Source organism: Nitrosomonas sp. Is35, from assembly GCF_033063295.1.
GTDB lineage: Bacteria > Pseudomonadota > Gammaproteobacteria > Burkholderiales > Nitrosomonadaceae > Nitrosomonas.
In genome coordinates this window covers 888,802-912,961 of the sequence record NZ_JAWJZH010000001.1, presented here as the reverse complement: position 1 = coordinate 912,961, position 24,160 = coordinate 888,802, and the positions used below count along the sequence as shown (strand labels likewise).

19 protein-coding genes and 1 riboswitch are annotated in these 24,160 nt (G+C 48.8%); of the genes, 4 read left to right on the top strand and 15 right to left on the bottom strand.

Going from position 1 to position 24,160, the window contains the following annotated elements; genetic code table 11:
• Positions 1-58 precede the first annotated feature (58 nt).
• Positions 59-1,699, top strand: coding sequence for a MutS-related protein (locus R2083_RS04045; RefSeq protein ID WP_317537610.1), 1,641 nt, complete (start codon positions 59-61; stop codon positions 1,697-1,699).
• A 104-nt stretch (positions 1,700-1,803) separates the two neighbouring features.
• Here the strand turns inward: R2083_RS04045 and R2083_RS04040 are convergent, their stop codons facing one another.
• Both R2083_RS04040 and R2083_RS04035 read right to left on the bottom strand, forming a co-directional pair.
• Positions 1,804-3,033, bottom strand: coding sequence for an IS256 family transposase (locus R2083_RS04040; RefSeq protein WP_317537414.1), 1,230 nt, complete (start codon positions 3,031-3,033; stop codon positions 1,804-1,806).
• Between the two features lie 252 nt (positions 3,034-3,285).
• Positions 3,286-4,455, bottom strand: coding sequence for a DNA-binding response regulator (locus R2083_RS04035; protein WP_317530186.1), 1,170 nt, complete (start codon positions 4,453-4,455; stop codon positions 3,286-3,288).
• A gap of 573 nt (positions 4,456-5,028) precedes the next feature.
• On the opposite strand from R2083_RS04035, the gene R2083_RS04030 reads away from it, so the two are divergent.
• A complete protein-coding gene (locus R2083_RS04030) occupies positions 5,029-5,877 on the top strand; it encodes an endonuclease/exonuclease/phosphatase family protein (RefSeq protein ID WP_317537609.1) in 849 nt (282 codons plus the stop codon).
• An 18-nt stretch (positions 5,878-5,895) separates the two neighbouring features.
• Here the strand turns inward: R2083_RS04030 and R2083_RS04025 are convergent, their stop codons facing one another.
• The 10 genes from R2083_RS04025 to R2083_RS03980 form a co-directional block, all read right to left on the bottom strand.
• Positions 5,896-6,831, bottom strand: a complete 936-nt coding sequence (locus R2083_RS04025) for a carbohydrate kinase family protein (protein WP_317537608.1) — start codon at positions 6,829-6,831, stop codon at positions 5,896-5,898.
• Positions 6,832-6,876: 45 nt separating this feature from the next.
• Positions 6,877-8,328 carry an aminomethyl-transferring glycine dehydrogenase subunit GcvPB gene (gcvPB, locus tag R2083_RS04020; protein ID WP_317530183.1) on the bottom strand — a complete coding sequence of 484 codons (1,452 nt, stop codon included), beginning with the start codon at positions 8,326-8,328 and terminating at the stop codon, positions 6,877-6,879.
• A gap of 20 nt (positions 8,329-8,348) precedes the next feature.
• The gene (tpx, locus tag R2083_RS04015; RefSeq protein WP_317537607.1) at positions 8,349-8,846 is read right to left on the bottom strand and encodes a thiol peroxidase; all 498 of its coding nucleotides are present in this window, start codon (positions 8,844-8,846) and stop codon (positions 8,349-8,351) included.
• A gap of 32 nt (positions 8,847-8,878) precedes the next feature.
• A complete protein-coding gene (gcvPA, locus tag R2083_RS04010; RefSeq protein ID WP_317530181.1) occupies positions 8,879-10,231 on the bottom strand; it encodes an aminomethyl-transferring glycine dehydrogenase subunit GcvPA in 1,353 nt (450 codons plus the stop codon).
• 58 nt (positions 10,232-10,289) lie between these two features.
• Positions 10,290-10,679, bottom strand: coding sequence for a glycine cleavage system protein GcvH (gcvH, locus tag R2083_RS04005; protein ID WP_108699098.1), 390 nt, complete (start codon positions 10,677-10,679; stop codon positions 10,290-10,292).
• Between the two features lie 43 nt (positions 10,680-10,722).
• Positions 10,723-11,814, bottom strand: a complete 1,092-nt coding sequence (gcvT, locus tag R2083_RS04000) for a glycine cleavage system aminomethyltransferase GcvT (RefSeq protein WP_317537606.1) — start codon at positions 11,812-11,814, stop codon at positions 10,723-10,725.
• Between the two features lie 44 nt (positions 11,815-11,858).
• A riboswitch (glycine riboswitch) is annotated at positions 11,859-11,961 on the bottom strand.
• A gap of 272 nt (positions 11,962-12,233) precedes the next feature.
• A complete protein-coding gene (locus tag R2083_RS03995; protein ID WP_317537605.1) occupies positions 12,234-16,310 on the bottom strand; it encodes a hypothetical protein in 4,077 nt (1,358 codons plus the stop codon).
• Positions 16,311-16,436: 126 nt separating this feature from the next.
• Complete coding sequence (locus tag R2083_RS03990) at positions 16,437-17,027, bottom strand: hypothetical protein (protein WP_317537604.1); 591 nt, start codon at positions 17,025-17,027, stop codon at positions 16,437-16,439.
• A 19-nt stretch (positions 17,028-17,046) separates the two neighbouring features.
• Positions 17,047-19,068, bottom strand: coding sequence for a CopD family protein (locus tag R2083_RS03985; RefSeq protein WP_317537603.1), 2,022 nt, complete (start codon positions 19,066-19,068; stop codon positions 17,047-17,049).
• Between the two features lie 249 nt (positions 19,069-19,317).
• On the bottom strand, positions 19,318-20,358 hold the full coding sequence (locus tag R2083_RS03980) for a retropepsin-like aspartic protease (protein ID WP_317537602.1): 1,041 nt from the start codon (positions 20,356-20,358) through the stop codon (positions 19,318-19,320).
• 234 nt (positions 20,359-20,592) lie between these two features.
• Here R2083_RS03980 and R2083_RS03975 point away from each other — a divergent pair, with 234 nt between their 5' ends.
• Both R2083_RS03975 and R2083_RS03970 read left to right on the top strand, forming a co-directional pair.
• The gene (locus tag R2083_RS03975) at positions 20,593-21,012 is read left to right on the top strand and encodes a hypothetical protein (protein ID WP_317537601.1); all 420 of its coding nucleotides are present in this window, start codon (positions 20,593-20,595) and stop codon (positions 21,010-21,012) included.
• Between the two features lie 16 nt (positions 21,013-21,028).
• Positions 21,029-21,574: a YMGG-like glycine zipper-containing protein gene (locus tag R2083_RS03970; RefSeq protein WP_411172447.1), complete on the top strand. Its 546-nt coding sequence runs from the start codon at positions 21,029-21,031 to the stop codon at positions 21,572-21,574.
• 170 nt (positions 21,575-21,744) lie between these two features.
• On the opposite strand, the gene R2083_RS03965 is transcribed toward R2083_RS03970, so the two are convergent.
• The 3 genes from R2083_RS03965 to R2083_RS03955 all read right to left on the bottom strand — a co-directional run bounded on the left by R2083_RS03965 (position 21,745) and on the right by R2083_RS03955 (position 24,159).
• Positions 21,745-22,299, bottom strand: coding sequence for a hypothetical protein (locus R2083_RS03965; RefSeq protein ID WP_317530174.1), 555 nt, complete (start codon positions 22,297-22,299; stop codon positions 21,745-21,747).
• 120 nt (positions 22,300-22,419) lie between these two features.
• Positions 22,420-23,229: a methane monooxygenase/ammonia monooxygenase subunit C gene (locus R2083_RS03960; protein WP_090316992.1), complete on the bottom strand. Its 810-nt coding sequence runs from the start codon at positions 23,227-23,229 to the stop codon at positions 22,420-22,422.
• Between the two features lie 255 nt (positions 23,230-23,484).
• A complete protein-coding gene (locus R2083_RS03955; protein WP_317530173.1) occupies positions 23,485-24,159 on the bottom strand; it encodes a response regulator transcription factor in 675 nt (224 codons plus the stop codon).
• Position 24,160: the final 1 nt, after the last annotated feature.

Here is a 24,160-nt window from a genome sequence, read left to right as displayed (position 1 = left end):
TCAACGCTTAAAACCGTTGGCTGGCAATTCATCCAAAACCTTGTATAGACATTTTCGTATGATTGATATCTGGCGCAAAAAATTCATCTTATCCGACTCCGATCAACCCCGAAGCATGGAAGATATCCGCCCCGCTGAGGCGGATTACGAAGCGCTTGATCCGAAAACATTTGCGGCGATAGAAACCGAAGCGCTGTTTCATGCCATTGACCACACAAAAACCGAAACCGGCCGCATGGCGTTGTACCGGTCGCTAGCCCGTCCGGATCAGGATGCGCAGGTCATACAGCAAAAACAGATCGCGCTGCGTGAAATCGAGACAAACCCGGAGCTTTATAGCGCTTTGGCTACATTCACCGGGAAAGTCGTTTCCGGCGAACGGTCATTGAAGCATCTGCTGTACGGCGAATTTTCCGGCGGTTTTGCAACCGATGAGCCGAGCAGCCGCAGCGATAAGCTGGAGTTCGGCGGCTACGGCTACCAGCAGTTTCAGGATGGTACTCAATTTGCGGTGGATCTGGTTGAGAAAGCTGCTGCGCTACCACGCCCGCAGTCGGCATATTTACGCACGCTGCTCGATGCCATTCATGATTTTGGCCAATCGAGAACTTACGCGCTGATGAAAGGCCCGGTTTATTCGATGGGCGGAAAATTCAAAACTAAAAAAGAGAAATCCGGTTTTGATCTGTATTCGCGCTTCCAGCCTTCGCTGTTTAAAATTATACCGATGCTGACTTTCCTGATCGGCGGTTATGGCATCTTATTCTTCTTTGAAAACCTGATGCCGCAATTTGGCACGTCGTATATCAGTTACGGCATTCTGGCGCTGACCGCGCCGGTACTGCCGATTATCCTGCTGGCCATGGGTGTTTCCGATCGCGATTCGATCATTTACCCGCTGCGCAAGCAATTCCGCGAAAGCCCGGATCTGGCTAAAGCGGTCGAAGCATTGGGATTACTCGATGAGTTGCTGTCTTTCTACCGTTATGGACAATCATGTACCGGCGACAAAATCTTACCGGAAATTATCGATGAGAAACAGCACCGTTTAACCGTCAGCCAGGCCAGGAATCCATTGCTGATCAAAGCAATACCGGATTATGTGCCGAACGATGTTCATCTCGATCTGGCAGGCCGGGTATTGATCATCACCGGTCCGAACAGCGGCGGCAAAACAGCGTATTGCAAAACCATCGTGCAAATCCAGTTACTCGGGCAAATCGGCTGCTATATTCCCGCCACGCAAGGACAACTGGTTCCGGCGGAGCATCTCTATTATCAAGTGCCCGATCCGGGTCAACTCAGCGCCGCAATGGGACGCTTCGGCCATGAACTCCAGCGTACGCGGGAAATATTCTTCAATGCCACGCCACGCAGCCTGGTAGTGCTGGATGAATTATCCGAAGGCACCACGTTTGAAGAAAAAATGACGATTTCGGAATATATCTTGAAAGGATTCCATAAACTCGGCGCGAGTACTTTGCTGGTCACGCACAATCACGAACTCTGTGAGCTGCTGCAAAAAGACGGTATCGGCCGGTATCTGCAAGTCGAATTCATGCCACAAGGGCCGACACACCGCCTGATCGCTGGCATCTCCAAAGTCAGTCATGCCGATCGCGTTGCCAGTGCGATTGGGTTCAGCCAGAAAGATGTAGAGGAACATTTGGAGCGGCAAAGCGTAGCTCGTGAGGGATAAAGCCTGCCTTCAGACCTTGCGCTTATAAGCTATTTGGAAGCAATTAATTAGTCCGGGCACACCGTTAGGATTTGGGAGTGTCCTAGATTTTGTGTAAACGGTGGTTAATAATGCCGAGGCATTCTTTCGTTAAATTGAATAGTAAACCTGTTTAGTGCCGGTTTCCAATCTCTTAGTGGCATAGACCATTTTTTGGCGATATTGCTGAGAGCCAAATAGAACAATTTGATCACAGCTTCATCGTTGGGAAACGATCCACGGTTTTTGCTGACTTTGCGTAGGCTCATATTGACTGACTCAATCGCATTGGTGGTGTAAATAATGCGCCGTATCTCAGGCGGGTAGTCGAAGAATGGAATGATGCGTTGCCAGTTATTGCGCCAAGATCGGGCGATCGGTGGATAAGCATAGTTCCATTTATCTTCAAAGTCGGCTAACGCGTGTTCAGCCTCATCAATCGTGGCGGCGCTGTAGACCAAACGTAAATCAGCAGCTACTTCCTTGCGTTTATTCCAGCCGACGTAGTTGAGACTATTACGAACCATGTGCACGATACAGAGTTGTACAATGGCATGTGGATAGATGGTTTCAATCGCTTCGGGAAAGCCCTTTAAGCCATCGACACAGGCGATAAAGATATCTTGCACGCCACGATTTTTGAGTTCAGTGACAACGCTGAGCCAGAACTTGGCACCCTCGGTCTGAGCAATCCATAAGCCCAGTATTTCTTTATGGCCCTCCATGTTAATGCCGATCGCCAGGTAAATCGCTTTGGTACGAACGCTACCAGCGTCACGAACTTTGGCATGGATACAATCGAGATAGATCACAGGATACACCGCATCGAGAGGCCGGGATTGCCACTGCTTCACTTCATCCATTACGCCATCAGTGACCGTAGAAATGAGCGTAGGCGATACTTCTGTGCCATACATTTCAGTGAGGTGCTGTTGGATTTCACGCACTGTCATGCCACGGGCATACAGCGAGAGGATCTTGTCATCAAAGCCCGCCCAGCGGGTCTGATGCTTGGAAATGATCAGAGGCTCGAAGCTGCCCTCACGGTCACGGGGGATCTCGATGGGTAACTCACCGAATTCACCTTTCAGGGTCTTACGGCTTTTACCATTTCTGGTATTGCCAGTGGCATTGACTACCGTTTCGTGCTTATCGTGACCAAGATGATCGGCCATTTCTGCTTGCAAGGCACGTTCAACCAACGCTTTGGTGAGTTGCTTGAGAAGACCATGCTCACCGATTAAATCTTCTGGCTTTTTGTAATCGGCCAGCAGGCTATCAATTAAGCCGGCCGGCAGGGGTTTGGGTGTGGTCATTTTTACTCCAAATATATATAAGCAGTTTCCTGCCATATGACCATTTACACAAAATTATTTACACCCCCTAGGATTTAATCGCTGAACTACATAAGAAAAATGAATAAACCAGGAAAATAAAAGAACTGTCTGAAACAATTTAGAAATTCTCTGACTACCTCTGCTGCTATGGTGAATTTCCCAGTCAATTCAAGTTCTGGACTTGCTAATACATTTTGTCAGTTTGATGAAACGAGAAAATACATTCTCGTGTTAATAACCTCTAGCTGACTCGTTCACAGAGGATCCTACTTGTTGGAAATGCTGTTTAGCATATGCAAACAAACTAAATCGATTCTTAATACCTAATTTACTAAATATAGAAGTCAGGTGATTACGTAAAGTGTGCTCGCTCATGCACAATTTTGCCGCTATTTGCTTATTCTGTTCCCCACCGCTTCCATCTGAGAATGCCTTAAGGATCATACATTCCTTGCGTGTCAGCATTGTTATCTTATCTGAATCTGCATCAGCAGCAGAGATTTTTCCACGTACGCGTGAATTTTGGAGAAGAATACGGCCTGTTGTGATACGATCAAGCCATAATTCACCATCATAAATCTTCTCAATCGCTCGAAGCACCGTTTGCATCGATTCTTTTCTGTGCACTACTCCCCGCGCACCACTGAGTACTGCTCTGTCAATGATTTCTTTATCATGTGACTCAGTAAAAATTACCACTCGCGTATTTCCATCACTTGCAAAATCAGGAATATAATTTACGCAATCTATATCATCCAAATAAATGTTTAGAATAACTATATCCGGTTTTTTCTCCAGGATAAGACGTTTAGCATCGGAAATATTCGTTGCAGTTCCTACAACTTCCATTCTGGGCTTTTCGCTATTAATCAGCTTTTCCAATCCCCAAAGTACAATTTGTTGATCATCGACTAATAAAACCCGGATAGGCTGAACCGAAAGCTGCTTGATATGATCATTCGATTTATCAATACCATAGTATTGACAAAAACAAGATTCAAAATCCGCATGATGCCTGTTCGTACTGTTTTTATTGATATCGCAACCCATGGCAGTAGCGATCGTCATGGTACGTTGCACAATCAAGTCACTCGCATAAGCTGTAAAATAAATACAAAGACTCGTGCTATCAGTTTGTAAATTTAATTGCTGCGCCAAGTAGATACCATCACAATCATTCAATTCCATGTCGGTTAAGATCAAGTCAGGTTTGTCTTTTTTAACTCTAACCAAAGCTTCTTGACTTGAAGTGCAAACACCAATGATATTATATTCCCAATCATTCAGTATATTTTTCAATGTCTTGCCAGAGATATATTTATCTACAACAATCAGCACTCTAGTGTCATCAATTCTTCTGTGCGAGATTCTTGCGAGTATGTGCTCTGTTTTGTTGGTCATTTATCGTTACCTTTAAACAGTACTACTTTTAAATTCATTCTCAAATTTGCCATTCTTTGATTCACTATATGAGTATCTGAAGAAGGGTTACTAAAAGACATTCCCACTTAAAAAACCATTCTTAATCGATCTGCCACTTGGTTAACATTTACCGGTAGTTTGGTTTCTTTATTGCCTAAATATCAAACAAGTTTTATTTCGGATTTAATTTGAAAAACTTTAAAAGATTTAATTCAGACAAAGGGAGATCTCACAAATGAAGCAGTAATTATGATGCGTTATTTTGCGAAGCATCGATACTGTCAAAACTATCACCGCAAAATATTAATCAATTATGACATCGCTTTCTTTGTGGTATTTTTTGCAAGTGCTAAGTGACAAATTCAGCAACCCAGCTAGCACGGGTTGCTATACTTGATACAGCTGTTTTGTTTAATTTATTTGTAAAAATAGTTACGATCTTATCAAAAGTCATTTAACGCGAATGTGGGAAAACGCACACAAAAATATATCTGATCGACTATTTACCAACGAACACTTTGAAGTTCGTCTATTACAAAATCTTCAATCGATATGAAACTGTTAAGCTGGAATATTCAGTGGGGCCGAGGACTGGATGGCTGTGTCGATCTTGTGCGCATCTTACGCACAATCAGTCAGCTGGGTGATTTTGATGTCATTTGCTTACAGGAAGTCGCGATCAATTTTCCCGGCTTACTGGGTAGCCGCAGTGAAGACCAGATTGCCCAGCTATCCGCGCTTCTCCCGGGTTACTCTGCCATCTATGGTATAGCTACGGATGTACCAAACAGCCAAAGCGGACGCAGTCAATTTGGCAATGCCATTTTCACCCGTTTACCGGTCGGTCAAGTGTGGCGGCATTTACTGCCATGGTCAGCAGAATTGGCGGCGCCCAGCATGCAGCGAGTACTGGTAGAAGCGGTTGTGATAGCGGATATTGGACCGTTACGTATTATGAATACGCACCTCGAATACTATTCTCAACGGCAGCGAAAAATTCAAATCGACGCAATCCGGAATGTGCACCGTGAAGCATGCGCCATGTCGCAGCGGAAATTCTTGAATGAAGAACGAGGAGGAACATTTGAAGTTTTTCCCAGACCTGCGGAAGCATTATTGTGCGGCGATTTCAATTTTCCTGCCACAGCACCCGAACGTGCGCAAATTCTCGCACCCTACAATGACGGCACACAAAACTTTCACGATGCTTGGACGGTAATACACCCCAACACACCGCATGCGCCAACAGTCGGGATTCGTCCGGTAGATTTCGTCGATCAACCGGAGTGCTTTGATTTTGTTTTTATTACTGACGGATTAGTAAGCCGTCTCAGCGCTATTGACATTGATGCTGAGACGGAAGCTTCGGATCATCAACCGGTATGGGTTGAATTCAAATGAGAAACTGAGATGCTTGCTTTAAAAAATGCGTGTGCCAAAACTCTCGAAATAATACTGGCCAATTTCATCGCGGGAAAATTGATGGTTCTGTCCGCCGCGCTGGGCAATTTTCAGGGAACCCATCAATGAACCGAGCTGACCGGTTGTTTGCCAATCGAAATTATTCACGATGCCGTACAACAATCCGGCGCGATACGCGTCACCGCAACCGGTCGGATCGACAATTTGTTTCGGTTTGACACAGGGAATTTCAAATTTCTTGCCATCCGCATAGATAATGGAGCCTTGCGCTCCCAAAGTAATAATCAATGCTTTGGCATTGTTCGCCAATGATTCCAAGCGATGACCGGTGCGGTCTTGCAACATTTCACCTTCATAATCATTGACCGCGATGTAATCCGCCTTGTTGATGAAATCGAGTAATTCTTCACCGTTATACATCGGCAACCCTTGCCCCGGATCAAAAACAAACGGAATACCGGCTTCATGAAATTCGCGCGCGTGTTGCAGCATGCCGTCGCGTCCGTCCGGAGCGATAATGCCCAGACGGATATCGCGCGACTCTTTCACGGAATTGAGATGGGAAAAGTTCATCGCGCCCGGATGAAACGCCGTGATCTGGTTATCGGCCAGATCAGTCGTGATAAACGCTTGCGCGGTGAAGGTATCGGCAACATGCTGCACATGTTCTTGCGTCAGATTCAATTGCTTAAACCGTTCCGCATATGGCGCATAGTCATCGCCGACAGTGGCCATCATCACCGGTTCGCCATCCAGCATCTTGAGGTTATAAGCGATATTACCTGCGCACCCGCCGAATTCACGGCGCATTTCCGGAACCAGAAAGGCAACATTCAATACGTGAATTTTCTCCGGCAGGATGTGATTCTTAAAATGATCCGGGAAGACCATAATATTATCGTAAGCGATAGAACCACAAATCAATGTGCGCATAATTCAACTACCAATGTTAATGATGAAAAACAACTTTTAATGCTCTCAAGCACTGGGCTTCCAAGCCAAATCCAGCTCACGTGCGGCTTTGACATCGTCCAGCTTACGCACCGTCATGGTATGCGGTGCACCTTTGACCATATCCGGCTGCGACTCGATTTCGCTCAGGATTTCTTTCATCGAAACAACGAAAGCATCCAGCGTTTCCTTGGATTCCGTCTCGGCCGGTTCGATCAGCAAACATTCCGGCACCAGCAGCGGGAAATACGTTGTCGGCGCATGATAGCCCTTATCAAGCAAGCGCTTGGCCAGATTCATCGCCGTCACGCCGGTTTTATCCTTGATATCTTTCATTGTGACGATAAATTCATGACTGGCGCGGCGATTCGGATAAGCAATTTCAAAACCCGCTTTGCGTAATTCCGCCATCAAGTAATTCGCGTTTAGGGTGGCAAACTCGGAAATCCGATGCATACCTTGCATGCCCAGCAAACGAACATAAATATAAGCCCGTAGTAACACACCAGCATTCCCCATATGCGCCGATAAGCGGCCAATGGATTGCGGTTTATCTTTTTCGGTAACCCAACGATAAGTATCGCCTTCCTTGGCTACGATCGGGATCGGCATGAAAGGCAACAGCCGTTCAGCCACGCCGACCGGCGCAGAACCCGGTCCACCGCCGCCATGTGGAGTTGAGAAAGTTTTGTGCAGATTAATGTGAATCACGTCGAAACCCATATCGCCCGGTTTCACTTTACCCAGTACCGCATTCAAGTTAGCGCCATCGTAATACAACAACCCGCCCGCGGCATGAACCACCCGGCTCATTTCGGCGACATTCTTCTCGAACACACCCAGCGTGGAAGGATTGGTCAGCATCAATCCCGCAGTTTGCGGGCCAACGGCTGCTTTCAGCGCGTCCAGATCCACGTTACCGTCTTTGTCGGTAGCGATTTCCACCACTTTGAAGCCGCACATCACCGCAGTCGCCGGGTTCGTACCATGCGCCGCATCCGGTACAATAATCTCGGTGCGAGCAAAATCGCCGCGAGCCTCGTGATACGCACGGATCATCATCACGCCGATCAACTCACCCTGCGCGCCGGCCATTGGAGTCAAGCTGACACCCGCCATACCGGTGACCGATTTCAGAATTTCCTGCAATTCGTACATACATGCAAGAAAACCCTGACCGGTGTCTTCCGGCGCCAGCGGATGCCGGGATATGAACTGCGGCAGCATCGCCAGTGAGTTACACGCACGCGGATTGTATTTCATCGTGCAGGAACCCAGCGGGTAAAACTCGGTATCGATGGAGAAATTCTTTTGTGATAGACGGGTGTAATGACGCACCGTATCCATTTCGGAAACTTCCGGCAAAAGCACTTTGGATTTACGCAGCAAATTCTGCGGAATCGCGGATTTGCTAGCCGGTGTCGCCGGTGACTGCGTATAATTGCGCCGTCCTTTGCGTGAGTGTTCAAATATCAACATAATGTAAGATCAATCTCAGTTTATTTCTTCAAAGCAGCTAGAGCTGCATCGTAGTTGGGTTCATCGGCAATTTCCGGAACCAGCTCGGCGTGAATAATGGTATCCGATTCATCCAGCACGATCACTGCACGCGCGGTAATGCCGCCAAACGCGCTGTCAGCGATGAAAACGCCATAATCTTTCATGAAATTCGCGCCGCGCATGGTTGACAACGTAATCACCTTATCCAATCCTTCGGCATCGCAGAAACGGCTCATCGCAAAAGGCAAATCAGCGGCAATGATCAACACTACGGTGTTGTCCATATTGCTCGCTTGTTGATTGAATTTACGCGTGGAAATCGCACACACCGGCGTATCCAAACTGGGCACGATGTTCAATACTTTCTTTTTACCGGCATAATTGGCCAGCGTGACATCTTGCAAATCGCGATTGACTAAAGAAAAAGCAGGCGCTTTTTGTCCAACTTTGGGAAAAGTGCCTTCAAGTTTGATCGGCTTTCCTTTTAAAGTAACCATAGTTTTTTCCTCTCAAATGAATTTAAATAATGTTAACCAAGCGCTTGTTTCAATGCGCTGGCATAATTTTGTAAGTCGGCCGCCGTTTTCGTTTCAGTCGCGCAAACCAGCAAAGCGTTACCTAATTCAGGATAATGCGCATGCAGATCAAATCCGCCCAAGATACCTTTCTGTTTCAGCTTGGCTAACACCTCCGCGGTCGGCTTTGGCAGAGTCAGCACGGTTTCGTGGAATGTCGGTCCGCTGAATGTTCTTTTCACGCCAACGGTTTTTTCCAATTGTTCAACCAGATTCAGTGTATTGGCGTGCGATTGCGCAGCAATGCGGCGCAGTCCTTCCGGGCCGGTCAACGACATGTAAATCGTGGCAGCGGTCACCATCAAACCTTGGTTGGTACAAATATTGGAAGTCGCTTTGGAGCGGCGGATATGTTGTTCGCGTGCTTGCAAGGTCAGTACAAACCCTTCTTTACCATCCAAATCGGTAGTGCGGCCGATGATACGGCCCGGCATTTGGCGCACCAGTTCATTTTTACACGCCATAAAACCAAAGTACGGGCCGCCGCTGGAGAGCGGAATGCCCAACGGCTGGCCTTCGCCCACGGCAATATCAGCACCTTTGCTGCCCCACTCGCCGGGTGGCGTCAATAGCGCCAGTGCGGTCGGATTGACAACGCCGATAGCAAGTGCACCTTTGCTCTGCGCCCAATCGGTCAGCGCATCGACTTGTTCCAGCACACCGAAGAAATTCGGCTGTGGAATCACCAATGCGGCAAAGTCGCCAAAATCCGTTTTCGCCAGCGATGCCGGATCAACTTGACCGGTTTTGGTATCGAACGGTAGCTCGACCACTTCAATTTTCTGATTGCTGACAATCGCGCGCACCACTTGGCGATAAACCGGATGCACGGTTTTAGGAATCAGGATACGGCGCGATGTTTTATGCGAACGCACCGCCATCAAAGCCGCTTCCGCCAGCGCCGTGGCGCCGTCGTACATACTGGCATTGGAGACATCCATGCCGGTCAGCGAGGCCATCATCGACTGATATTCATACAACAGTTGCAATGTGCCCTGACTGGCTTCCGCTTGATATGGCGTATACGAAGAATAAAATTCGCCGCGCGTGGTGATCTGCCATACAGCAGCCGGAATGTGATGCTCATACGCACCGGCGCCGATATAATTTTGGTAGAAACCATCCTGGTTCGCGCGTTCCATCATCAAACGCGTGATTTCCAGCTCGCTGAGTCCGGATGGAACACCGGTGAGCTCGCCGCTGACGAGTTCATCGGGAATCTCGTCAAACAGATCTTCAATTGACTTCGCGCCTATGCTGGCAAGCATCTCGGCAATATCTTCTTCGGTATGTGGAATAAACGGCATGATTTATCTTGAAAACTTAAAGTAATGAGAAATTAAAAAGCGAAAAACGCAACCAATCTTAGTGATCTTCGTTTTCCACCAATTCGGTGTAAGCCGCTGCATCCAGCAATCCGTCGATCTCGGCAGGATTACTAGGTTTCATTTTGAACAGCCAGGCAGAAAACGCATCTTCGTTGATTTTTCCCGGCTCATCGACCAGCGGAGCATTCACCTCGGTCACTTCACCGGAAATCGGTGAATACACATCGGCAGCCGCTTTGACGGATTCCGCCACGGCACATTCTTCTTTTTGTTTGAGCTTGCGTCCGACATCCGGCAATTCGATAAACACCATATCGCCGAGCAATTCCTGCGCGTGATGGGTAATCCCAACAGTTACCGTGCCGTCGGCCTCAGATCTCACCCACTCATGGGATTTACTATATTTCAAATTGGTTGGAATACTCATTTTTTCACTCCAGATAAAAGTAATATTTTTGTTACAGTTTTTATTAAACCAGCACTTTTCCGTTACGCACGAACGGGTATTTTACCACCTTGGCACGCAGCTTCTTATCCCGAACGATCACATCGACCTCATCGCCGACGGCTATTTGCACCGGCACGCGCGCCAAAGCAATCGATTGATTCATCGTGGGGGAAAAACCGCCGCTGGTGATTTCACCTTTGTATTCGGCACCGTCTTTCTGACCGACAACCTCTTGGTGGCTACGCAATACACCGCGATCGATCAATACCAATCCAACCAATTGGTGCGTCACGGCAGTATCCAGCAATACCTGCTTGCCAATGAAATCGCGCTCGCTTTTCAGATCAACCGTCCAGGCCAGACCGGATTCCAACGGATGCTTGGTTTCGTCCATATCCTGACCGTATAAATTCATTCCGGCCTCAAGCCGCAACGTATCGCGCGCACCCAACCCGGCCGGAGCAACACCGGCGGCATGCAGCGCTTTCCAAAATACCGGCGCGTCGACAGCGGGCAGGATAATTTCAAAGCCATCTTCACCGGTATAGCCGGTACGGGCAATGAAATATTGTCCCACGACCGCGGATTGAAACTGCTTTAATTCTTCCGTCACCGCTTGCGAACCGGGGATCACTTGCCAGACTTTGGCACGAGCATTGGGGCCTTGAACCGCCACCATAGCCATATCGCGCCGCGGAGTAATTTCCAAATGAGGCGCCAGCGCGTCGCGTTGTTTGAGCATCCAGGCCACATCCTTATCGGCCGTGCCCGCGTTGACCACAATGCGGAACCAGGTTTCGGACAAAAAGTAAATGATTAGATCGTCGATAATGCCGGCCTGCGGGGTCAGCATACAGGAATACAGGGCTTTGCCTGGAACAGTCAATTTATCGACGTTATTCGCGACCAGCTGGCGCAGAAAACCGCGCACATTATCGCCTTTGATATCGACCGGCAGCATGTGAGAAACATCGAACATGCCCGCATCCTGGCGCACTTTATGGTGTTCATCCAATTGCGAGCCGTAATGCAGCGGCATATCCCAGCCGCCAAAATCCACCATTTTGGCGTTCATATCGCGGTGGGTTTGATTCAGGGGTGTCATTTTCAGCACGGTTTTTTCTCCCAAAAATATAGAGCCATTCAAAGTGAATGACTTCGTGCCCCTCTGTCCTTTTTACCTGAGAGATTGACAGAATTGAATCCGTGTGCCCCTTCGGTGGCCGGAAAAGATTTCCCGGCACTCTCCAGATTGCCTGTCGCAAGCGGTTCTCGAGGAACAAACCGGGGTTTGATCCTGCCTGAGCGATTCCGGGGGGGTTACGCCTTCGGCGGCGCTAAAAAAGATAGCGCACTCTCCTGCTTGGATTGTTTTAGCAAAGTGCGAACTATACCTGACGAACAAGGGTTTATTCAAGCGATTGCGGTAAATTTTGTAGCTGATTGAAAGCAGCGGAAATCTTGAACTTGCTCTATTATTGAAAAACTGATTGGAGCAGAACAAACACTCATTGCAGCGAGGTTTGATTCTGCTTATCTTTGCGGCAGTGCACAATCAATCACGCAAACCTGAATGCGATATTTTTCTTCCAGTGAGAGCGTTTGCCGCAAGCAATCTTCCAGTTCTTGGGCACTACGAGGTTTCCTGCGGCCACCGGATGAAGATGCCATCCCCTTTCCACCAAACCAGAAAACCACATAAATGCCATACCCATCCGTACCCGGATCGCGAACATATTTAGCGATCAATTGCTCGTGAATCGCACGCCAAAGATCACCATGGTTATCTTTCTTGATCTCGATGGGAATGTTAAATCCATTGGTGCCGCCAAATGAAACTCTGATGTCAGCACGCTTGTCATCCGCGCAACTAACCTCCCTTTCGGCATTAATACCGAGTTTCCCGAACCGTTCTTGCAAATCGGACAGTAAGGCATCACGGCAATCGTTCTCTGGTTTGGATTTTTCCAGTTTTTTATTATCTGCACCATAGCTCCAATATTGCCGATAATCGTTGGTACTGCCATCACGAATTTTTTGTGCAATATCGCGCAAATGATCAAAAGTCAAAGCAGCCAGATCGGCAGCTTGCGCAGGTTGAAGATTGGCTAGCGTGCGGTCAATTTCCTTGGTGCTTAAGCGTTTGAACGATGCCTTGCGCCGGACGATACGTTGTGTATGCAATGCATGACGCAAATGATCGTGCCAAGATTTAAGTTCGGGTAGATTCTGTAAGCGCTCAAGTTCACGGGCAGCTCCTTCCGTAGGGTAATTACTTAGTTTATTGATTAAAGAGCGCACCAATTCGGCTGCGTTCATGGAGAAGCTGGCCCTATAAACTCCAACTACACGCTCGGGAGAACAAACAGGTGCTAGTAATTCAATCAAACCACCAAGCGTAGTCTCGGAAAAAAGCACCCAATCGGGCAAATTGCGTTCAAAGTGATCGTGATATAAAAAATTCACCAAATATCCCTTCCGAACAGCATTCTTACCAATATGCTGAAACAACCGAATCTCATAACTATCCGGATCAAGCAGCAAACCACAACTCAGCCAGTACACTCGCTGCGCAGCATTCATACTTTTCAGCTCAAGTTTTCGAGCGATCAATACCGTAAAAACTTCCCGGTCAAGGGAATGCAGTGCGCCTTTTAGCAGCGAAACAAGTATGTTTGGTAACTGAAATTTGCGAGCACGTAATGGAAATTCTTCCAGCAGTCTCGGTAGCACTACGCGTGCAACTTCACTATATGCACCGTCATGTGCCAAGGAATGCAGCCCGGAAACATGCTCTTTGCCCGCTCGCAACATGGCCAGAGCGTTAACCAGCAGCACTTCTGCCACCAATGCAGGACGTTGCTGGACAAGTGCTTTAAACCATTCGGATTCATTGTAATTACCATAAGTGATCTGGAACGCTATTAAACGCGACAACACAGCATCCTCAAGCCGTAACGCGCTGATTGGATCGTTCTGAAACAACTCATCCATGCCAACCAAACAAACCGAACGAATATGACTCCATCCTGACTTAACCTCCAAATCAACGATTTCACTCACGCTCGGTAAATCGTGACGATCAAGCGCATGGCGAAAACCTGAATACGCCGCTTCGATCAACTCCTCGTCACCATCCAGAAAATTTACAAGACGTTCACGAGGTGTTATCCCGTGAACCTCAGAAGATGAATCTTTATATTCCAGGGCAAGATCATCCAATATTTGAGGATGCGCACTGCCGTCACGAATTGTTGCAATATGCTGACGAAAAAATTTAATCCTGCCTTTCTTCTGCGCATCTTGTTCGATTCTGCGTTGACGGTCTTCAAGAGCGCGCTCCTGCTGCCAATTTCCGATGGGACAAGATATCACTTGTTCAAACTGGATTTGAAAATTGGGGTGCGCCGCAATCCATTTCTCAAGAAACTCCAGCACCGGAAGAGTCAATTCCTGTTGCTCCTCACGTTGCTTCAGCAATCCAATGGCTTGATCAAAATAAAATTCCGCCAATTTGTGATGCTGTTCCATTGCCGCTTTCTCCAGATACCACGTTTCGATTCCGCTTGGAGGCCGTGACCGGTACAGGCGATTTTCACAGCGATACATGCAAGTTATAGTATTCTCATGGGTGATGCATCGTGCAGCACCCAGTTCAATCATGGCTTTATAACGTTCAGGCCGATCAGCAAACCATGCTGCAATAAATTCAGCGCTTTCTCGATCAAGCCTAGGGCCGTCATGCTCGTTAAGACCAATGCCTAACCACTCATAAAGTTGTTCATTGGTAATCGTATTGCCGAACTCTTTTAGTCCTCGCACCAGCAAATTTCCCGGCATACGGTTTTGATGGTGTAATTTGAGAACATGATCGATATCCGGTTTTACTTGTATAAACCTATCCAGCAATGCCGACAGAATTTCCTTGGAAGATCTTTCCGGAAGATAGTGAATCCAGAAAACACGATAGCTACCAATAAAACTTTCGATTTTTGGAACATGCAAGTAATCAAATATTCTGTCAGGCGGAATAAACTGCGGATAAAACTCTTTCAGAACGATTCCGAGTATCTCATCATCATTGTCTTCGACAATACCGGTACGAATATCTTCCGCCAATTTCAGCAACATTGCGTAATCATCCGGAGCATTACGAATCCATACTTCTATCGCATTCGTTCTTACGGATCGATGGTAGCTGCTATCGCGCGCAATAGCTTCCAATAAATCATTAAGATTTGATAGCGGTTCGCCATAACGGATTGCTTCCAGCGCACAATTCACTATCTCCTGATCCGCCCGATCGCGAGAAGATGAAATCAGTATTTCACGCAATACCGGCTCCATCTCTTTCGTACCCAATACACCGAAAGACGAGGAAGACCAATCTTCAGAATGTAACCAAGGATTACGCTGTGCTTCATTTTTCAGAGCCATAAAAACAGCTTGCTTATCTCTCAGCGAAAAGTGACGCACATCCCCATAAAGTATGATACCCAATGGATCACGTTCGACTAATTGGCGGCGCGATTGATTGAGACAATGAACCGAAAGCCACGCGGCAAGCCCGCGCAAATCGGCAACCACGCCGCCATCAACACCTGTTATCAAGGTAAGCACGCGGCCAAACGGTAGACCATCTTTCTCGATACGTGAAGCGAGGTAGCGTGCGCCCAGAAATTCAGCGATGGTTCGATGCACTGGAATACGCAACTCTTCACCGCCACCCTGAAACAAATTGGTTTTCAGTGCAACAAGCAGTGGAAAACTAGACGTTATCAATTCTGTCCAGCAAGGATGTTGATCATCTACCCGTTCCTCATCGAGCGAGAAACCAGCCACCCCCGACAACAACTGAATGGCACACAAATAACCCACAGTATCCAACAATAGATCTTCGGAAAACGTCTGTTCCCGCTTTGCCTTACGGTGCCCGTGATTTTTTTCTTTTATGAGATTTTTGCAAGCCATTTCATAAACTTGCATACGGCTTTGAGGCCATTCATCACCGCCTACTGCTTCAACCAGCAAATTCAATACCTGTGGATTACGGAGCAGTTCATCCAGCCGGTGCACACGCGCCTGGCGCATGAATTCAGCCGGATCGGAGGTTGTTAGTTTATGCCGGAGAATTTCTGCGATATCTTTATCACTCAGCGGATCGAGATGCAGTGCGATGATTTCACCATCCGGTGACACTTGCTTCATGTCTTCACTATCACTCGCGCCCAGCCAGTCCGCTTCACGGCATGAAAGGCGAAATCGTGGGCAACCAAGCCGCTTCAGATGTTTACGAATGTCATCCAGTGGTGTCCTGCAATCGCCGCCGCCAGCACGCATCTCATCCAATCCATCAATGAACAGGGTTTTGCCTTGATATTCCACTCCAGGCTCGAAAGTGGCGAAGTCTCGCGCGCTTACACACTTGCCACCGGATTCTTCCGCTTCCCTTTTGAAGGATGCTGTCTTGCCTGCACCCGGATCGCCCAGCAGCACGTATGCAGGTTGATCACGAAAGGATTCCAGAGGAAAGCTTCTTAACCCTTGCGCATTATCCGATCTGCGCGTGCAGGTACGCCGTACGAGAAAAGATTCATTTATCTTGTTCAAGACCGTGATTCCACTGGATATCAGAGAGATTGATCAATCGAAAGATAATTTCTAGTTTCCTATCCTGTTTATGTGCGGGTAACACCAGAAAGTTTAGAACATGAAGATTTGCGGCAGATGAATTTACTACTCTATCCTGCTTCCTCTAACCACCACCGACGTGCTCGAATCCGACGCTTTCAGCAGTACCGAATGATTCGCATCGATGGTCAGCATCATGCCGTTGTTGATCATTATGATGGCGGGTTGCGGCGGTGCGCATTTGCGTTCGCTTTGCAAGTCTTCGCCGACATTGCACACGGCGTCGTACAGTTGCCGCACCATCGCGATTTCGCCATCGGGAATCGCGGCGTCGCGCGACGATGGGCTTTTGTTGCGCCCGCCGGTCAGGCTGCGCGAATAACTCAATTCACGCGCACTTACGGTATCGTCGATCTCGACGCGGTAAACCATGCTACGCCCGTTCGACGCGGCTTCGCTTTTGGTATACAGCGAAGAATTGATTTGGGTATAACCTTGCGTTTGTAAAATGTCAGGAATCTTTTCCGCAAGCGTGGCAAGCGAAACACCGGCAATTTCAATTGCCGTCAGGGGATGGCTCGGTGGATCGGCGGCAGTCGCCGTTGGCAGCGCGATCAGCCAAACCATGGCAACACTCCAGCGTTTGATCCGGCTCTGCCATGTTGCACTCTGGTGATTTTGCAGCAATCCGTTCATGATCGACTCCTTGTAATCGTCAATGCGCATGCTCCCCGGGCGGTGGCATGATTTCGCCCTCCTGGTTGAGTTGTGTCAATTGCAGCGTCAAGGCGCCGACATTTTGCCAGCCGAATCCTTCAAACTGTGCCACCCAGCGCGCGCGCAGGTAGCCGAAGCGATCGGTGACGAATTCCATGTGTTGCGGGAACATGCCTTTGCCCGACAAGTCCGGCACGACCCGGACACGCCGGTACCACCAGTAGGCATCCTTGATTTCCTGCCAGCCCTCGGTGACGATCGGGAATGGCGCGATTTCGGTGATCTGCTGCAATTGTTCATCGGTCAGCGGATGAATTGGCACCGCCAATATTTCGGTGTTGAGATCGCGGATCCGGTCATACGATGCTGCCAGCTGGAAAAAGCGCTCTTTCGCTTGTGGCCAGGCAAATAACACCATCAGCACATTTTTCTGCAGACGGAAATCCTTGAGATTGCCACTGGAGCCATCGCTGGCGGAATAATTGAACACTGGTGATGCGATCGAAGGGGTTTCGGGAACGATCATGCTGCCGAGCAAGCGGGCATCGAAACCGCGTGACATGGCGTGCAGAAAATTGATCAAATCCCAGCGGTCTTCTTCGGATAATTTATCCGCGAATCCGGGCATTTCGGTTCCCGGGATACCCTGCGATAACTGATGAAATACGTTGCCGACGGTGTATTTCGCGGTATGTTGCTGAGTCAGCAAGTCGGTGGGATCGCGTAAATCGGGATCGGCGACCGGTTTGGTGCCCTTGCCTTGCGGGCCATGACAGCTCACGCAATGTTCGGCGTACAAATGCGAACCGGTGACGATGGAAATCGCATCGATCGGTACCGTCGGTTTTTTATACGTTTCCGGAAACGCTTCGACAGCCAGCGGCGGCAGCGCCAGCGCCATCGAGCTGACTCCCAGCACGCCCGGCACCAGAATCTTCACCGCCCGGCTCCAATGCAATCTGGCACCCAGCCAGACTGTACCGAGCGCCATGCCAAACAACGCCAAGCCAGACCACACTTTCTCCTGCACATCAGGATCATCCCAGGTCGCGTTGATGGAAAAACGGAATGGGTACGGCCAGTTTTCGACCATCGCATGCTTGGCTGGCAATGTGTTCGCCAAAACGGTAGCGAACAGCACCAGCAGCAGCGCCAACACGAATTCGATGCGCACCCATTGCGTCAAATGCGCGGTGCTGTCACGGTTGTGTTCGTTTTCGCTCCGTTCCAGCAACGGCAACCAGCGATTACGCGCTTGGTAGGCAATCACCAGAATAATGGCCAGAATGGTCAGTTTGAAATTCAGCAGCCAGCCATAGGCGCTCGCGACCAAGGCGTAGTATTTTTCATCCACCAGCCGGTCTGTGACGATCACGCCGGTAATCATCAGCAAAAGCATGACGGGTAAAGCGATCGCGGAGAATTTCTTCAGGTAGCCAACGGCCGTTTGCATCGCGGTAAAACCCATTTCCTTGCGCAGATTCAACAAAATCAGCAAAAAGGCCGGTAACGCGCCAAACCAAATACCCGCCAGCAAAATATGAATGGCATACGGCGCGATGGCTGTAAATGACATTTCATCGGCGCTTGAATGGCTCATCAAAGTACCGGCAATGATTGGCAACGCCGCCAGAAACGCCCACACGGCATAGTGCCCCCGCACCCGGTCAACCGGATGAATTTTTAGTACCGCACCCAATAACAGTATAGCCAGCAGCGCACGCGCCGCCCAGATATGACCGATTTGCGTTTGTTGCACGATATCCAGCCAGACAGCGGGATTCCACGCATTGGCGACATCGCCGGTGGCATCGCTGGCGGTGGTCGCCAAAATACCGATGAGTCCGGCGACGATCACGCCCGCCAGCCATGGAAATATCTTCTCCAACCGCGTTATCCAGGGCGTTTCAAGAATGTCTTTACGCTGCCAGATAATGGCGAGAAAAACACAGCTTCCAAATAGGACCAAATTGGCGGTCAGTTGCGACCACCGGGCAAATGCAGCAATGATTTCAATCATGGTTTTACGATAGGAATGTAATGGTTACTTTGACAACACTTGCGCTGTTGGTTGCAACCGGTTATCCGGCTTAGCAGATAATTCTGAAATTCAGACTCGGGAGCGCTGTTGCAGCGTATTTTACTGTACAAAAACGGCATAGCCTAGCGCTGCATTGCGGTATCGCAGCAAGTCTCGGATAGCAGCCAATCAACGGCTTATGTAATCCAGCGGGATGTAATGCCGCTAAGGCACTTTTTGAGAAATACGCTACGGTGTGGAAATCTGCATGACTTTACCGGCTTGCTCGATACGGAAATTCCGCAGCACATTCATCCCCAGCAACGCATCTCCTGGCATATTGGGCATCACCATCACATCGACTTGCGTGAGCCGGAATGATCCGAATGTGACTTCCGCTACTGTTGCAACACATGCTTTGACTTGACCGTTCGCGGTTAGCACCTGGCGCGGCGCGCATTCCCGGATGCCAGCCCGGGCCGCGATCCCGGCAGAAATCGACACGACGGTTGCGCCCGTGTCGACCATAAACACCACAGGAGCACCGTTGACGGTTCCCGGGCTGAAATAATGGCCATCCCGTGTCTGTTTCAGCTCCATTTTTCCGGAACCGATGACCTCAGCGGACTGTTCAACCTCTGGTGCACTGGCCGGTTGCGATTGGCTATAAGCGAGCGCCAATTGAATTGGCCGCAGACCGGAGCCGCTGAATTGCATCGATGTCGTGGAACCGGCATCAATCGAGATTCCGCCAGCGACGGAAACGATAGCGCCGTCGGTAAACCCTTTTTTCAAATTACACCAATCCGATCCGACCAGAACTTGCATCCCGTATTTTCCAACCGGCACGCTAAGCTGAAGACTATTGCCTGCATGGATCGATAGCGCGAGCTGCTGCTGAACGCCTGCGGAATCCCATAATACCGCCACCATGGGATGATCGTAGTTATTTTGGATTTCCAGTCCGGCATACAGCACATCAGTGCGTTTCATCACCGATGGATCGATCAAATAAGCAGCTCCATGTTGCGGCAATGCTCCACAGCCGGTTGGTCCGGTGATCGTAACCAGGGAATTGCTCGCGGGTTGGGCATAAGGCTGATTGAACGATTGAAAATACTGAAAGACAGTGAGCAAGGTCAGCGCCAGAACAGTCCAACAAAAAATATCCCGGATCACCGTTTTCCACGGCCACTGCGTAGAATGTCTTGCCACGGTCTTTTGTTCCGTAGACTGTGTTTTTTCTTTATCACGTTTCCGGTGCAAATAATCTCGATCCTGGATGCTCATTTAATTTTTCGTGTAACCATATCCGTAGGCGGGAGAAATCGGCAGTACCCGGTTTATTCGAAGGAAGTTCTATCAATCAGAACTGATATTTCTACGGATGCGGGTACTTCAACTTGAGAAAATAAGCGGTGTGGTTTTTCCGGACTTCCTCGTGGCAACGAGAATCTTGAGTATTCAGGATTCATTCAGCTCGCAATCCATACTATTCCCCAAAAGAACGTGCGAAACATAGATATGAAAAATCTCGGCTGGATATATTGGATGATTGGTTTGCTGGCACTGACGGCGCACGATGCCGTTTTGGCGCGCGGAGGACATGGACACGGTCATCATGGTCACGGCCACAGGCATGGTCATTTCAATTTCGGCATCAATATCGGCGGATTCAATTCCGGTTTCTACGGTCCCGGCTTCTATCCTTACGGTTCTTATGCTTTCCCTGGGCCTTACTTCGCCCCGCCTCGTTACCGGTACTCACCCAGCCCGGTAGTATCGGTAAAGCCGCCCGTCTATATTCAGCGCGAACAATCGAGTGCAGCTCAACCGCAAGCGGGGTATTGGCACTACTGCCGGAATCCCGAAGGCTATTATCCCACTGTTAAAAATTGCCCGGGCGGCTGGATACCAGTCGCCCCGCAATCACCGGCACCCTAACGTAAAGAGGCACAACATGTTACTCCTGAGAAACTTAATGATTGTCACGACGGCCGCCTGGCTGACCGCTTGCGTTCATCTGCCAACCGGCCCCAGCGTAATGGCATTGCCGGGTTCCGGAAAAAACTTCGATCAGTTTCGTTCGGATGAATTGGTATGCAAGCAGTATGCGTACGAACAAGTCGACGGCAACACACCCCGGCAAGCATCGCGGATGAGCGGCATGCAGAGCGCAACTTTGGGTGCCGGGTTGGGTGCCGCTGCCGGTGCAGCATTGGGAGGCGGTCACGGCGCGGCGGTAGGTGCCGGGATCGGTCTGTTATTCGGAAGTTTATTGGGATCAAATACGGCGTCAGCTTCGGGCTATTCCAGCCAGCAGCGCTATGACAACAGTTATGTTCAGTGCATGTACGCCATGGGACATCGTGTTCCCGTCGACGGAAGAATCTCTGCTAACCCATCGGGGGGCAATACTATGAACAGGAAACCGGTTACACGATCCGATCAGTTCATACCTCCCCCACCTCCGGCAGGCAATCCACCGCCACCGCCGTCACGTTAGCGTCACTTTTTATAGTCAGTGGCTTGTCATCGACCTCCTGACAAGCCACTGATTTTTTTCTCCCTATGGTGCTGTGATTGCTGCTAAGGCGGACTTCCCGGTTTAGTACAAAATCGGTGCGCTATGGTTGTAAAGCTTTCTATCGAACGGAATAATATCGAAGGCTGCTATCAACTCTCCAGTTGACGCCGTTTCAACAATTTGTCGGTAAAAAATGCAATCAACAAAAACGTGATGATATAAGGTATAGATTTCAAGAACAGGTCTTGATAATTGGTTACCTGTATCCGTAACGGATATTCATAGTGCAATGGCGGCACGCCTTCACCCGTAACGAATAGCGTATATTGTCCTGGATCCAGATTAAATTCCCCTTTAATGGTGCCATTGGAATGATTGGTGGAATACAGGGTTGTTACGGTATCGCTTAAAGCTTGACCGGTACCTCTGACGATTTTAACGACAATCGGCATGTCACGCAGCGCTTGATCGACCAAATCCAGCACCCACAACGTTTCACCTTCTTTAGGAATCTCGGTACAGTACTCAGCTTCCGGATCATACTGCGGCTGATAAGTGCTCAGATGCACCATACTGCCGGACACATTGCGCATACAAATATCGGCTTCCAAATTTACTTTTCCATGCGCAGCCGCTAAGCCGGAATAAAGCGCTACCGATAGTAGCGCTGCTGAAGCCCATATTCTTATAACTTGTTTGATCATATAAACCTCCTCTACTTTTTGATCCACACCGGTGAACTACAGCTTGTTTTTTACTCCCGCAGTCTGCTCTAAGCAGAGCCGCGGGAGAGGTTGCACTAACTACCTAGTACTCAGGTTGGATCAAGGAACGATCCGGTTGTTCAGAATTTCTTTACTTTGACCATTCCAGATCACATCGGTCAGGTTCGAGTAACGGGTGATGATTTGTGCTGCAATACCACCCGAGAATAAACCTGCCCAGCCCAGAATTACAAAGCCCCAGTGCAGTGGCGCGCTGAACAGTTCTTCCATGAACCAGAATGCGTGACCCCATTCGTTCAAACCTACGTTTGGCAGAATCATCAGCGGGCCAGCAATTGCCATCACCAGCGGGAACGATGTGCCGCGGCTGTACAGTGGCAGACGGGTCATCGCGTACAGGTATGATGCTACGCCACATACGATGTACATCGGGAATGAACCATAGAACACCACCACGTGACTTGGGGTAAAGCTGGTGTCACGAATAATCACTTGGTGCCAGGATGCGTCTTGTTCGGTGAAGAAGCTGCCGCCCCAGTAAACACCAAACAGATACACGCCCAGCCACATCATCCAGTAGAAGTAGCGTTTCACTTCCAGTTTCGGATCGAGATTGTCCAGTTGCTCTTTGGTATCACGGGTTTTCAATATCCAACCCCAGGTTACTAACGCAAACAAAGGCATCAGGGTCATGTGAACACGCCACAGGCCCATCCATACTTTGTCAAATTCCGGTTCCATCGAGTCCATACCGTGTGAGTATGCAAACGTTCTTTGGTACCAGATCCAGAATATCGCAACCAGCAGCATGGTTAACATACCCAGTTTGTAGTATTTTGAGTCATACCACAGCGACATATCATAGTCAGCACTTGATGCACTGCTACTCGTGCCATAAGTTGTTGCCATCATATCCTCCATTGATTAAGTTAATTAACACTGCGTAACACGGCTATCGAAGTTGCAATCACGAACTGCTGTTATTGCTTTCGTAGCCTTTTTTACGCAATTAAGAATAACTGATCATCAGGCTTTTACAATGAGTGGATCCACTCATTTTCAATGATCGCCGTGTGGTTTTGCAGTACGGCAGGAGGGGTTTCTTAAAGCAAAGCAGCGAAATTTATCCGCTGTGATAGGACAAAAATTGCTGTGTTCAGGAGTTCAATGGGAGGGTGCCGCAGGCACATTATCGGGAAAATGAATAGTCGATTTTTGCGCTCTTAATCGCAACGCAAAATTGATCAGGCTATTCGGGCCGCTCAGATCGAGTTTACGGGAAATATTGACGCGATGATTCTCAATCGTCTTTTTGCTCACAAACAGTTTCTCGGCAATCTGCGGTGTCGTGAAGCCCTCGGCTATCTTGTTGAGCACCTTACGTTCCGCTTTGGTAAGACTCGTTATTTTTTCCAGCGATGCCTCGATCAACGCATCCTTTTCCGGCTGACTCTGCCGTATTTGCGCTAACTTCTCCATCCGGGCTTTGATGCTGTTTAACAATTCCTCTTTCGTGAACGGCTTGGTGAGGTAATCATCCGCACCCATGTTCATACCTGCACGGGTATCCGAGCGTGTTGACTTTGCGGTAAGAAAAATAAAGGCGTGAGTCGTTGATTGCTGGGCTTGCTTGATTTGTGCCAACACTTCAAAACCGTCGATTCCCGGTAGCATGATGTCGCAGATAATAATGTCCGGATTCGATTCCACTGCCATTTTCACACCGGCTTCACCCGATGGTGCGCTGATTACCTGGAATCCGTAATGCGCAATAATGGCGGTAATGTTTTCGCGCAATGCATTTTCATCTTCCACCACGAGAATCAGCGGATTATTCATT

Coding starts and splice junctions, on each gene's coding strand:
- R2083_RS04045 (WP_317537610.1), top strand. CDS start 59: ATGATTGATATCTGGCGCAAAAAATTCATCTTATCCGACTCCGATCAA.
- R2083_RS04040 (WP_317537414.1), bottom strand. CDS start 3,033: ATGACCACACCCAAACCCCTGCCGGCCGGCTTAATTGATAGCCTGCTG.
- R2083_RS04035 (WP_317530186.1), bottom strand. CDS start 4,455: ATGACCAACAAAACAGAGCACATACTCGCAAGAATCTCGCACAGAAGA.
- R2083_RS04030 (WP_317537609.1), top strand. CDS start 5,029: ATGAAACTGTTAAGCTGGAATATTCAGTGGGGCCGAGGACTGGATGGC.
- R2083_RS04025 (WP_317537608.1), bottom strand. CDS start 6,831: ATGCGCACATTGATTTGTGGTTCTATCGCTTACGATAATATTATGGTC.
- gcvPB (WP_317530183.1), bottom strand. CDS start 8,328: ATGTTGATATTTGAACACTCACGCAAAGGACGGCGCAATTATACGCAG.
- tpx (WP_317537607.1), bottom strand. CDS start 8,846: ATGGTTACTTTAAAAGGAAAGCCGATCAAACTTGAAGGCACTTTTCCC.
- gcvPA (WP_317530181.1), bottom strand. CDS start 10,231: ATGCCGTTTATTCCACATACCGAAGAAGATATTGCCGAGATGCTTGCC.
- gcvH (WP_108699098.1), bottom strand. CDS start 10,679: ATGAGTATTCCAACCAATTTGAAATATAGTAAATCCCATGAGTGGGTG.
- R2083_RS03990 (WP_317537604.1), bottom strand. CDS start 17,027: ATGAACGGATTGCTGCAAAATCACCAGAGTGCAACATGGCAGAGCCGG.
- R2083_RS03985 (WP_317537603.1), bottom strand. CDS start 19,068: ATGATTGAAATCATTGCTGCATTTGCCCGGTGGTCGCAACTGACCGCC.
- R2083_RS03980 (WP_317537602.1), bottom strand. CDS start 20,358: ATGAGCATCCAGGATCGAGATTATTTGCACCGGAAACGTGATAAAGAA.
- R2083_RS03975 (WP_317537601.1), top strand. CDS start 20,593: ATGAAAAATCTCGGCTGGATATATTGGATGATTGGTTTGCTGGCACTG.
- R2083_RS03970 (WP_411172447.1), top strand. CDS start 21,029: ATGTTACTCCTGAGAAACTTAATGATTGTCACGACGGCCGCCTGGCTG.
- R2083_RS03965 (WP_317530174.1), bottom strand. CDS start 22,299: ATGATCAAACAAGTTATAAGAATATGGGCTTCAGCAGCGCTACTATCG.
- R2083_RS03960 (WP_090316992.1), bottom strand. CDS start 23,229: ATGGCAACAACTTATGGCACGAGTAGCAGTGCATCAAGTGCTGACTAT.
- R2083_RS03955 (WP_317530173.1), bottom strand. CDS start 24,159: ATGAATAATCCGCTGATTCTCGTGGTGGAAGATGAAAATGCATTGCGC.